General features: G+C 45.1%; 8 protein-coding genes and 1 pseudogene. 2 read left to right on the top strand and 7 right to left on the bottom strand.

The window, feature by feature from the left end:
• Nucleotides 1-16: 16 nt before the first annotated feature.
• The 6 genes and pseudogenes from VB775_RS06930 to VB775_RS06905 all read right to left on the bottom strand — a co-directional run.
• Nucleotides 17-1,357, bottom strand: a complete 1,341-nt coding sequence (locus tag VB775_RS06930; RefSeq protein ID WP_281006361.1) for a four-carbon acid sugar kinase family protein — start codon at nt 1,355-1,357, stop codon at nt 17-19.
• A gap of 243 nt (nt 1,358-1,600) precedes the next feature.
• Nucleotides 1,601-2,554: a DMT family transporter gene (locus tag VB775_RS06925; protein WP_281006360.1), complete on the bottom strand. Its 954-nt coding sequence runs from the start codon at nt 2,552-2,554 to the stop codon at nt 1,601-1,603.
• A gap of 527 nt (nt 2,555-3,081) precedes the next feature.
• Nucleotides 3,082-3,792: a hypothetical protein gene (locus VB775_RS06920; protein ID WP_281006359.1), complete on the bottom strand. Its 711-nt coding sequence runs from the start codon at nt 3,790-3,792 to the stop codon at nt 3,082-3,084.
• A gap of 287 nt (nt 3,793-4,079) precedes the next feature.
• Nucleotides 4,080-5,072, bottom strand: a complete 993-nt coding sequence (locus tag VB775_RS06915; RefSeq protein ID WP_281006358.1) for a pentapeptide repeat-containing protein — start codon at nt 5,070-5,072, stop codon at nt 4,080-4,082.
• Nucleotides 5,073-5,075: 3 nt separating this feature from the next.
• Entirely contained in the window at nt 5,076-6,398 is a 1,323-nt protein-coding gene (locus VB775_RS06910; RefSeq protein WP_281006357.1) for a sensor histidine kinase, read from the bottom strand.
• A gap of 236 nt (nt 6,399-6,634) precedes the next feature.
• A pseudogene (locus VB775_RS06905) lies at nt 6,635-7,507 on the bottom strand (ferredoxin--NADP(+) reductase); the annotation flags it as partial.
• A gap of 757 nt (nt 7,508-8,264) precedes the next feature.
• Here VB775_RS06905 and ilvB point away from each other — a divergent pair.
• Nucleotides 8,265-10,043 (top strand): biosynthetic-type acetolactate synthase large subunit, encoded by a 1,779-nt coding sequence (ilvB, locus tag VB775_RS06900; protein WP_281006354.1) that lies wholly within the window; start codon nt 8,265-8,267, stop codon nt 10,041-10,043.
• Nucleotides 10,044-10,215: 172 nt separating this feature from the next.
• On the top strand, nt 10,216-10,701 hold the full coding sequence (locus VB775_RS06895) for an RNA pyrophosphohydrolase (protein WP_281006353.1): 486 nt from the start codon (nt 10,216-10,218) through the stop codon (nt 10,699-10,701).
• Nucleotides 10,702-10,712: 11 nt separating this feature from the next.
• On the opposite strand, the gene VB775_RS06890 is transcribed toward VB775_RS06895, so the two are convergent.
• Nucleotides 10,713-12,831: CHAT domain-containing protein (locus VB775_RS06890; protein ID WP_323216670.1), on the bottom strand; the 2,119-nt coding region annotated here is incomplete at its 5' end.

Raw genomic sequence — 12,831 nt, 5'->3', positions numbered from 1 at the left:
TCATAAAAAACGGTCTTTATTCGATACCGATCGCCAGTCTTGTATATACAGTTGCCAAAGCATCTGCTTCACCGACATTACCGGGGAAAAGGACAACGGGTAAATCGGGGAAACGGGGATGATCTTCGGGGGTACGCACGACGGAGCAACCAGCGAGAACTTGTCCTAGCAGTCTAGCTGTAGGCAACTTTAAACCTGTGCTTAAAACATCGTTGGAAGTAATACCACCTTTACTAATTAAAAAACCAATATCTGTGGGTAATTCCTGCACGATCGCCATTAATAGTGCTGACACAGCCTGTCCAAAGGCAAGGCGCGTGGAGATATCCGCAAATTCCAGTTCTTTGCGACTGGTAAACACTACGGCGGTTTGACCTAACCCGTGGGCTTGATACACCTGTGCTAGAGCTTCCTGTTTAAGAATTGCTGATTGAGCTTCGGTCTCACCTAAAAGGCGAGAAACATCGATTTCTACGGGGCAAGTATTAGGTGCTTTGAGTAGGTGTTCTAGTTGCTCAGTGGTTTTTTTGACATGAGAACCAACGATCGCGACCCCTGCTTTGTGCGATCGCATATATTTCGACATGTCCTCTGCGGCGATCGGTTGGGGTGGGAGCTTAGCAAGGGCAGTCAGCAAACTAGCAGCACTACGGAATAAAAATCTTTTGCCCGTGGAAGCAACTGCCAAAATATCAGAGGCAAACTGATTGAGATCGGCTTGGTTTTCCGCATCGACCACACCACATTGATTGTCATGCATTCTTGCTAAGCGCTGACGCACTCCCGCCCGAATATCGCCTAATAAAAAACGCTGTACATTTTCAGCAAGGATTCTCCCTTTCGTTTTTTCTTCGACATAATCAGGCAAATAGCTGTGGGTATAGCCAAAAACTGAATCCTTAGCAAATTCGGTTTCATGGACTGGAGTTGGCACGCCATTAACTACTAAATAATGCACACTCGACTTAGTAAAGCGTCCCCCTTCAAAAAATGCTGGCACAAGGAAATGCGCGTCAAAATCACCTAACTCCTCAGCGATCGCATCTGTCTCAACGGGATAATGTCCACGTAGCGTCGAGTCAGACCGACTAACGATCATAAATTCTTGGATACCTTCGGCGGCGATCGCAGGTTTGAGATTGCGACAAACTTCACGAGTCACACTGGTTGCATCTTCAGGCGTAAGCGATCGGGTATTCGTCAACACAAACATAATCGGCGAAGCATCGGCAAGTCCGATCCTTAGGGTGTCTACATCCCACTTAGTCAACAATAGGCAGCTATGTACAGTTTGAGATCCTGTTGGATCGTCATCAAGCACAATAATTTTAGGCTGTCGAGAAGAAGTAGCTGCCATTGCTTTTCTATAAAATGCAAACTAATGTTTTTAGAAGCTTATCTTGATTTACGTAAAAATAGCCAATCTTCAGCATCACAAATAGCAATGCTCACAATCAGATTTTTGAAAGCAAGCCGCAGGCTTGCTTTCAAAAATTTAAACCATAAGTGGCGGCGCTTCGCGCCGCCACTTAATTTATGATGGCGCAGCTTTGCCGCGCCATCATAAATTTGTTCCTTATGTTACGGCGAAGCCCTTATTTTAGGAATTAGCTTTAAATTGGGCACTCCTGCCTAAAGCTACACATACTAATACGCCGAAAGCAAAACCCAAGGTGGTAAAAGTCATTGGCTCTCCTAGCAATATCGCTGAGGCAAGAATTGTCAGAAATGGCTGAAAAAGTTGCAGTTGTCCAATCCGAGCTATGCCTCCCAAAAACAAGCCCCGATACCAAGCAAAAAACCCTAAAAACATACTGAAGCAACTGATATACAAAAAGCTGAGCCAAGCATTGCTAGAAATAGTTGTGAAGGAAGGAGGCAAATGTTGCAATACAATCGGCAATATCATCGGGAAAGACAGTACTAAAGCCCAACAAACCACCTGCCACGAACCAAAAGTACGCGCCAAAATTGTCCCCTCTGTATAGCTTAAGCTCGCGGCGACCACTGCTCCTAGTAAAGCCAAATCTGCAAAACTCATACTCCCCGTTCCCGATATCAGTGCAAAGCCAACTACTAAACTACTACCCGCGATCGCGCAAATCCAAAATATTAATGATGGTCGTTCACCTGCTCGCAAAACTCCAAACAGAGCCGTTGCTAATGGTAATAAACCAATGATGACGGCTCCATAGGATGCAGAAGCGTCACGCATTGCTAGCGTAGATAATAACGGGAAGCCAATCACAGCCCCAATTATGACCATAGCAAAGTTGGGAAGAAACCGCCAAGATGGAATCGATTGCTTAGTGGCAATTAATAAAATCAATGACAAGCCAGAGGCAATTACCGCCCGACCTAGCCCCACAAATACGGGATCGAAAGCAGTCAAAGCAATACGGGTTGCAGGCAAAGTGACGCTAAAAATTACTACTCCAAGAAACCCATAAACAAGTCCCATACTTACTTCTTCATTTTGCGGACTAGTCATTGTGCCTCGAAGTTTAACAGTCATACTAAAGTACAAAATGTCTAAGTCATATGACTCAGACATTTTGTACTTCTATACCAAAACACAAAAGAGCGTAGCTCTTTTGTGTTTTTAAAAACCAAACCCAGATAAATAACCTCAGTTCGGGTTAATTTCAAACTAGCTCCTAGAGAGGGTTTGCAGCGCGAACCCTCTCTAGGAGCCAAAACAGTAAAAGCTTCGCGAAGCGAGGCTTTTACTGTTTTGGCTTTTAAAATTTTGTAGCTTATCTCGAACTCACGTTAAATAGCGGCGGCGGCGCATTGCGCCGCCGCCGCTATTTATATCTGTCAAACCCAAGACGTGAGTAGCGGCGCATTGCGCCGCTACTCACGTCTTGGGTTTACAAATGGCGACAGCTATAGCAACGCAAGAGATAGATAGGACAAATCAAAACCAAAAAGATGGGTGGCGGCGCGAAGCGCCGCCACCCATCTTTTTGGTTTTATGTCCTAAGCAAAACTTACATTGCTATATATCTGGGTTTTATGTCTTAAGAAAAACTTGCATTGCTAAAGAGCAAAAGCCTTGCTTAGCAAGGCTTTTGCTCTTTAGTAGAAAGGTCGTATAGCCTGTAAAATTACGGCTGAAGCACGTTTAGCATCTTCGGGTTGATCTAGCGTTAGGCTGACTTCAGTTAACCTTGCTTCTAGAGATTCAACAGTTTCATAGGTTTGAAAGATAAGCTGAATCAAATCATCAATGTCATAGGTATAAAGTGCTGACCAGTCACGTTCTTGGGGACTAAAACGATAATTTAGACTAGAAAACAACAGGATTTTGGCATGAAGAGGACTGATGTTTCGAGAAATATCAGCTCGTAAATCAAATAGATTAGTTAAATATTTAAGATTATGTCTATGGGGAATCGTATCACTTTCGTTTCTCTCATATCCGTCATTGCTAGGCGCAGAAGACTTTGGATTATCTCCATCTAAAAAGCTATGGGGTAGCTTTCCTTCATCGCGCAAAGTATAAAGAAACCCAAGACTATCAATAATGTTATCCGCAGCAAGCAGGTAGTCAGACTGTTTGCTAAGTTGCTTAACTTGACTGTTTAACTTGTGTTTGAGTGTATTGAGATCGGGAAACATGATCATTAAGTCGCGGACAAGATGGCGTATCTGCAACGTTTTAACTTCGTTGACATCATTTGACCAAGAATCATGACAGGTAAAGAGGATCAGTCGTTTGATGCGAAGTACATTGCTGTCTTGCTCCAAGCTATCTATAACTTCCTCTAGAAGATTTAAATCTTCCATATTTTTGTTAGGCGCTGCAATGCTCAGTTGTCATATTGATTGATGAAGGCAGTCTAAGTCAAGATTAATCGCAAAACCCAAAATACAAGTAGCGGCGCAAAGCGCCGCTACTTGTATTTTGGGTTTTGATTTGCCCTAGCTAAATCTTGCATCGCTATAAAATCCTTACTTTGGTTTTAGTTAACGTGAGTTCGACGCAAATGGCTATATCGAACTCACGTTAAGGCAGTAAGTAAACTCAAGAAGCATGTTCAGCCCGCGTAACGGGCTGAACATGCTTCTTGAGTTTACGAGTGATATTTGCCATCAGGCATAGTTGCCCCACTAAAAATTGTGCCAATAGTGCTGGCTCCACTCATCTCGGCTCTGGATAACACCGCATCACTAAAATCGGCTCCATCCAGATTGGCTCTGACTAAATAAGCATCAACTAGACTAGCTTGACTCAGATTTGCTTTATCTAGCAGCGATCGCGATAAATCACTGCCATTAAGTATGGCTTGAATTAAGCCTGCGTTACTTAAAGTTGTCATAGTCATATTCGCTTTAGTTAGATTCGCTCCAAATAAGTTGGCAAGTCGCAAATTGGCATTTTTGAGATCAGCCTTAGTTAGGTTTGCCCCTTTGAGATTAGCTTCTGTGAGATTAACATTACTCAGATTTGCCTCAGTAAAAATTGCCCCGATCGCGATCGCACCGCTCAGATTGGCTCCCTGTAAGTTCACCCTTGAGAGGGTCGCGTCACTTAGATTTGCGCCAGAAAGATCGACTCCTGTAAGATCAGCACCACTCAAATTTGAGCCGCGCAAATCAGCTTTACGTAAATTTGCCCCACTCATGGTTGTGGGTGGATAGCCGCGCTCCTCTCGCATGAGCGTAGCACTCAAAATCGCACAACGTAAATTTGCGCCACGGAGATTGACACTGCGTAAATCTGCCTCCGTCAGGTTGGCATCCATTAAATTGGCTAGAGAAAGATTTGAGCCAAACAGATTTACCCTCTGCAACATGGCTCCATGCAAGTCCGCCTCACTCAGGTTTGCGCTCATCATGATCGCTTGGTTCAGGGTTGCTCCACCAAGTTTTGCACCTGATAAATTGGCATGATTAAAGGTGACTTTGTTGAGATAAGCAAAGACAAAGTTAGTCCGCCGCAGGTCAGCTTTGGTCAAGTTCACGCCGATCAAATCGCTATTAAACAAATTGGCATTAGCTAGATTTAAGCTAGCAAAGTCACGCCGACCAGCAGCATAGTCTTTCAGGAGTTTTTCTGCGCTCATGATTTAGTTAAGAAGTTGCTCAGAGCCTTGCAATTTTTCGGTTGCAGGATTTGGATATGGTAACGTAATCGTAATCCATGCTCCGCCAGTTTCAGGATGATTTCTGGCTGCGATCGCTCCTTTATGAAGTGTGACGATCTGACGGGCGATCGCTAATCCTAATCCGCTACCACCACGATCAAGTCCCGATCTTGTCCGAGACGGATCGATTTGATAAAAGCGATCAAAAATATGCGGTAAAGATTCTTCGGGAAACCCTTCTCCAGCATCAATTGTTTCTATTTGTAAATTTGAGTCTACCACGCTGGTTTTGATTGTAATCGACTGAAGTGATGGACTGTGCTTAATACTATTGTCTAACAAGTTAAGCAAAAGCCGATAAATGCGTGACTCATCGAGTAGCCAAATTAATTGTTCATCACCGTTATATTTAAGCTTGACCTGTTTACGATTGGCTAATGGCTCAAGGGTTGCCTCAACCGATCGCACTATTGACGCAACATTTACTTCACTTAGGTGCAGCACAGACTCTATGCCCACATCCATCTGACCTAACTCCAGCAAGTCTTGGACAAGTTTGGTAATCCGTTCTATTTCACCGAGTAGGCGTTCTACCCATATTCTTGCCGCAGGATCAACGCGGGGTTCGAGCGTTTCCGCAACCAGACGGATCGAGGTTAGTGGCGTTTTCAACTCATGGGCAATGTCTGATGTCCAGCGATCGCGTTGCTGGGTGATCGTTACCGCCTCTTGGCGATCTACTAAAAAAATGCCAATCCGCCCCCGCCCTAGGTAAATACTATAGGCTCTAATCGGTCTACCGATCTGTGGCACAGGATCGACAGGATCAGGAATTGCGGGATGAAAAACCCAATCCACTTGTGAGCCTTGCTTACGCGATCGCGTTTGTTCGACTAAATAATCAAGCTCGTAGGAACGAATTAGTTGCAGTAAAAATGGCTTGCGGATTAATCCCTGTTGATGGTTAGCGATCCCCATCATGGTTGCGGCTTTTAGATTACATACGGCTAAACGATTATCTTGATCAACTTGGATATAACCAATGGGAGACAGCTCAACTATTTTTCCCCACAGTAAACGCTCTCCACTGTCGTCTATGGATTCTGTAACTTCTTGGCGTATATTTTGTTGAACTTTCTGCGCCCAAGATTTGAGACTGTGGATTGATTTTGCTTTAAACACATGACGCGATCGCTTACGAAATCGGCGATCGCGTCTTTGCTTGGCATAGTTCCAACTAAACCAGCAAGCACTAGTGGCGATCGCGCCAATGGCAATTCCGACAAGCAACCAAAAAATTTCCATTAAAAAATTTCCATTTTTACGGGTAAGCAATAGCAGCTTTAATTAACGTGAGTTCGATATAGCCATTTGCGGCTTGCTTCGCACGCCGCAAATGGCGAAAAATGGTAAGAATCGCTTAGCGATTCTTACCATTTTTCGCTTTTGTCGAACTAACGTTTAATTATGAAACCAAGTGTGTTTTAAAAGCTCAAAAAATAGAGGCTCGCACAGCGAGCCTCTATTTTTTGAGTTAGTTTTTAGTAAGTTTCAACGTGCCAACGACCGTCACGCTTCATTTGCTTTTCAAAATCCTTCCAAACAGCACCATTTTTCTCAGCCGTCTTAGTCATAAACTCAGAGATCCCGTCTTCCATGCCACGCAAGCCGCACATATAGGTATGAGTAGTTGGCTTTTGCATGACTTCCCACAACTCATCAGCATATTCAGCCATGCGATTTTGGATGTACATCTTTTCACCCTTAGCATTTTTCTGCTCACGGCTAATCGCCACATCGTAGCGGAAGTTCCGCTTGTGTTTGTAAGCTAGCCATTCTAGGTCTGGCTTATACAAAACTGTTGTGTCAGTTGGCACACCAAAGAATAGCCAAGCTAAACCATTAAATTTGTAGTCTTCATGCTTTTCTTTGAACATCCGCCATAAAAAGGCGCGGAAAGGGGCGATACCTGTGCCTGTGGCAATCATGATGACTGTGGCATTAGGATCATCGGGCAACAACATTTCTTTACCAACTGGGCCAGTCAGCTTGACTTCATCACCAGCTTTAAGATCGGTCAAGAAGTTAGAACATACACCCTTAACAGTTTCACCTGCTTCGTTTTGATACTCTAGACGCTTGACGCTCAAAGATAGAGTTTTACCATCAAGATCATCACCGAGGCGGGTTGAGGCGATCGAGTAGAGGCGAAGTTTATTAGGCTTACCATTTTTGTCTTCACCGGGGGGGACGACACCGATACTTTGACCTTCTAAGTAACGAAGATCGCCTCCAGAAATATCAATTTTTACGTGACGAGTATCCCCAACCGCGCCTGGTCTAACCAGTACATCGTTGGAGATGCATTTTGCTGTAAAGGGATTGGCAGGGCGGTAGATATTAACGGGAATATCTTTGTCTGAATTTGCACTCATGAGAAGTTATATGGACGCTATATGACAGAAGAACACGAAGTCATTATATTTTCAAATGGGACTTGTCGGTATTTTGTAGCTTAAAGATCTCTTTCGTGGGGCAAACATTACATGTTTGTTAATATTTTGCACATTTTGTTAGAACCAAAACCCAAAATAGGGGGCGACGCAAAGCGTCGCCCCCTATTTTGGGTTTGTCTCTGGCTAAATAACGTGACGTGAGTTCGATATAGCCATTTGCGGCGTGATTCGCACGCCGCAAATGGCGAAAAATGGTAAGAATCGCTTAGCGATTCTTACCATTTTTCGCTTTTGTCGAACTGACGTTAAATAATCGACTTTTTTTCAAAAATTTTGGAAAATCAAGACATCATTCCTAGCAGCTTTGGGGCAGCTTGTCTATGTTATTATCGATACAATTGCTACAAATTATCAACTTAAGGTACTTGCTACAAACTACTTGTTCGTAGTAAGGGTTATGCAATTTAATAAAGAATCGGATTTTTGATCGCACGTCGAAGTCGCACCATCAAAAATCGGTTTCTTAATTTTATGGCACAGCCCTAAAAAGCAAAAAAGTATCTGAAAATGTTTCAAAAACTAAGTATTGCTTACAGCAATGACCGATCAAGCGAACCACAAGTAATTTAGTAAAAGTGTTGCGAAACAAAACTTTTACTAAATTACTTGGTTTGAGTTTGAACGCATAGCGCTGTAAATCACGAACAAGATCAGTATGAGTCTAGAGGAGGCTACTTTGCGAACAACGGGTGCATTTGCTCTCATCGATAGCGTGAGACGGCAGGGTGTAAAACATATCTTTGGTTACCCTGGTGGAGCAATCCTGCCAGTGTACGATGAAATCTATCAGTCTGAGGCAAGAGGAGAGCTTAAGCATTATCTCGTGCGTCATGAGCAGGGAGCCGTCCATGCTGCTGATGGATATGCCCGCGCCACTGGACAAGTGGGGGTATGTGTGGCGACTTCAGGCCCTGGGGCAACCAATTTGGTGACTGGTATTGCGACGGCGCAAATGGACTCGATCCCGATGGTGGTGATTACGGGGCAAGTTCCTTCCTATGCGATCGGGACAGATGCCTTTCAAGAAACTGACATTTGGGGCATTACGCTCCCGATTGTCAAGCATTCCTATGTAATTCGCAGACCTGAAGATATTGCACGTATAGTTGCCGAAGCTTTTCATATTGCTGGCACTGGTCGTCCAGGCCCAGTATTAGTAGATATTCCTAAGGACATTGCTCAGAAAGCTTTTGAATATAATCCCGATGTACAGATTGATTTGCCTGGTTATCAGCCCAGAGTCAAAGGACATCTACATCAAATTGCGGCGGCGATCGCCTTAATTCGTGAAGCCAAAAGACCTTTGCTCTATGCAGGTGGTGGTACGGTACTTGCTGAGGCTCATGCTGAGCTTGCCGAGTTTGCCAAACGCTTTCAGTTGCCTGTGACCACAACCCTAATGGGTAAAGGTGCTTACGACGAAAACAGTTATCTTTCCCTTGGTATGTTGGGGATGCATGGCACTGCTTATGCCAACTTTGCGGTACAGGGTTGTGACCTATTGATTGCGGTTGGGGCAAGATTTGACGATCGCGTTACAGGTCGTCTAGATAAATTTGCACCTGAAGCCAAAGTTATTCATATTGATATCGATCCTGCGGAAGTTGGTAAAAATCGTAAACCCGATGTGCCAATCGTTGGCGATGTGAAGGAAGTCCTACAGGCTCTACTTGAAGCAACTAGCTACGAAGAAAATATCCAAACCAAAGATTGGTTTGCTCAACTTGATGAGTGGAAAGAGGATTACCCTCTGGAAGTGCCTGCCTATGACAATATTTTGTCACCCCAGCAAGTAATCTATGAATTTGGTAAGCAAGCGCCTAATGCTTATTTCACCACTGATGTCGGACAACATCAAATGTGGGCGGCTCAGTTAATCAAAACGGGACCCCGTAAGTGGATTTCCAGCGCAGGACTTGGCACAATGGGCTATGGAATGCCTGCGGCGATGGGTGCAAAGGTGGCTTTACCTGACGACCAAGTGATCTGTATTAGTGGTGATGCCAGTATTCAGATGAATATTCAAGAGCTTGGTACACTTGCCCAGTATGGTATTAAGGTCAAGGTAATCATTGTGAACAATGGTTGGCAAGGCATGGTGCGCCAGTGGCAAGAAAGCTTTTATGATGAGCGCTACTCTTCTTCTAATATGGAAGTAGGTATGCCTGACTTTGTGAAGCTTGCTGAAGCCTTTGGGATTAAGGGGATTAAGGTAATTGAGCCAAGTGATTTGCAATCAGCGGTTGCGGAGATTCTTGCCTATGATGGACCTGTATTTGCAGATTTCCGTGTCAAGCGTGATGAAAACTGCTATCCAATGGTTCCCCCAGGTGCAAGTAATGCGGAAATGGTCGGTTTACAAACTCCTAAGCGATCGCCGCTAAGCGCAGAAATATCAGAACCTTTACCTCAGTTGGAAAGAGTCTTAGTTTAGGGCTAAGCCTCACAGATGATCCAAGTGTTGCTTTGCAAGTATTGCAAAGCAACACTTGGGTTTGAGCGCAAAGCGCTGTAAGAGAAAATCCTCGCGCTCAGTGCGAGGATTTTCTCTTTTTGATGATAATTAGTGACGGTGCTATGCTTTTGCTTTGTTTACGTGAAAATCTATGACACCAGAAAAATCCTATCGCCCAAATGTGGGGATTATTGTTTTTAATCGCAAAGGTGAGGTGCTGGTCGGTGAACGTATCGGAGTGCCTGATTCATGGCAATTTCCACAGGGTGGCATCGATGATGGTGAAGATCCTCAAGCAGCAGCTTTGCGAGAACTGTATGAAGAAGTTGGCATTAATGATGCTGTTTTAGCCTATGTGCATCCTGAGTGGCTCTATTATGATTTCCCTCCGACCCTAAAGCTATCAGGCAAATGGGCTAACTATTGTGGTCAAAGACAGCGCTGGTTTGCTTTTTATTGGGATCATCCTGCCTCTGATTGCCAATTAGATATCCACGATCGCGAGTTTCGGGTGGTGCAATTTATGGCGATCGACAAAACCCTTGATTCGATTGTGAGATTTAAAAGAGAAGTTTATCAACAGGTAGTTAAAATCTTTACGCCCGTAATCCGCGATTACATTGGGAAACTACCGTAATTCTTATGATTTCAAAAAACTTCAGGCATGGCTGACCAATTGCCAGAGGGAATAAAGGCAGCCCAATAGTAGGGATATCCATATTTCTTAAGCAAATCTAGCTGAATGGTTTTGAGGGACTGACTGCGCCCTTGATTTGCCTTGAGATTTTGGTAATAGCTCTCGACTAACTCCCTTGTTACTTGGTCGTTGACTTTCCAGAGGCTCATCACTTGGCTCTCGGCTCCTGCGAGGGTAAAGGCGCGACGCAATCCATAGACTCCTTCGCCGTTGGTGACTTTGCCTAGCCCTGTCTCACAGGCGGAGAGAAATACGAGTTTGGTTCCTCTGAGGTCAATAGTAGTTACATCTTGGGCGGTGAGTACGCCGTTGCAGTTGGGATCATCGCCGCAGGATTGGCGCTGGTTGAAGTTGGCGAGGACTAGAGCAGATTGCGAGAGGGGATTTTGGCGGATCGGGGTATCGGGATTGGTGTTGGGTGGATCGGGTAGGAAGAATCCGTGGGTGGCAAAGTGGAGAATGCTAGGGTTGCGGAGTTTTTTGGCGGCAGCTTTGGTGGCTTGGGCTTGGCTCAATAATTGCGCCTGTGGTAAGAGGTTCTGAATGGCACTAGTTTCGGCGGCGACGTTAGGAAGTTGACAGAATATTTGGTTGGCGAGAGAGGTTATTTCTTCACCTCTAGAAGCTATTTGGATTGAGCAAGGATTGCGACCGTTGCTGGCGATTAAATTGTCTGAGGGTTTGCCATAGTCAGGATCGGAGAAAAGAACGGGATTTGTGAGATTGATGCCCTTGCGGTTTGAGCGAAGCAAGTCACGTCCTGAGGAGAGATAGGTGATGTCGTAGGTTTCGAGGAGGAAGCGATTTTGCTGATCCACGAGGGCGGCGAAGGGGATGAGGTTGAGATCGCTATCGGGTGAAATCAGCAAATGACGGGCGTTGCCTAGCAATGGGCGGATCGGTTGCATCAGCTTTTGGTCAAGTTCACGGGCAGTTTGTTTGACTTCGGCTACGGTTAATTGCGGATCGACTTCGCGATCGGGGTTTGTGGGTGGGCGGCTGATGGCTTGGCGAAAGGTTTGAATTGATGGCTCTAAGGTTGCGGCTTCGCCGAGGTCTACCCATTTGGGTTCGCCTTGGTTCTGGAGGATATAGGCAACGTAGCGAGGTTTGCCCCATTTGTCTTTATCTAGTGCAGCTTTGGGATTGAATGGGCTGTAGCGAAAGAATTCAATTAGGACTGCATCGGTGGGGATTTGTTTTTGGACGGCTGCGATCGTGACGGTTTCGTTGATTGCTTGCAGTTCAGCACTGCGACGGTTGAGGTTTGATTCTAGTTCTTCGGCTTGTTGTTGGATGGTGCGATATTTGTCGATAGGAGTATTTTTGAGGTCAAGGTTGGCGAGTTGGCTTTTGAGGGTGAGCCATTGGTCAAATTGTGGTTGGATGTCGGAGGTGAGGTATTGGCGCAGGGTTTGCATGTTAGTCGATAGGATATCGAGGAGACGACCTTTGCGTTGCAAGATGGCGGTTAGGGCTAGGCGTGTGGCGGCGGGGTTGGTGGGGGCGGATTGCACGTGGAGGGAGACAGTTCCAAAGGTTCCGCTCAAAACTGTTTGCATATAAGCCTGTTTTTGGGTTTCAGTGCCAGATGCTAGATTAAGTTTTAAGTTATGTTCTTGAACTTCAAGTCCTTTTTGTTGAAATGTAATTGCGCGATCGATATTTCCTTGTGACTGATACAACACTGCAAGATTATTGAGGCTAGTGGCAACATCGGGATGGTCGGCTCCTAATGCTTTTTCTCTAATTGCGAGGGAACGTTTATAAAGTGGTTCGGCGGCTGGGTAGTTCCCCTGTGACCGATACAACGCTGCGAGATTATTGAGGCTAGTGGCGACAGAGGGGTGATTGGCTCCTAATGCTTTTTCTAGAATTGCGAGGGAACGTTTATAAAGTGGTTCGGCGGCTGGGTAGTTCCCCTGTGACTGATACAACGCTGCAAGGTTATTGAGGCTAGTGGCGACAGAGGGGTGATTGGCTCCTAATGCTTTTTCTAGAATTGCGAGGGAACGTTTATAAAGTGGTTCGGCGGCTGGGTAGTTCCCCTGTGACCGATACAACGCTACG

This window comes from Pseudanabaena sp. CCNP1317 (assembly GCF_034931345.1).
GTDB classification, from domain to species: Bacteria; Cyanobacteriota; Cyanobacteriia; order Pseudanabaenales; family Pseudanabaenaceae; genus Pseudanabaena; species Pseudanabaena galeata.
The sequence above is the reverse complement of the archived record's forward strand: the minus strand, read 5'-3'. Positions and strand labels throughout refer to the sequence as shown.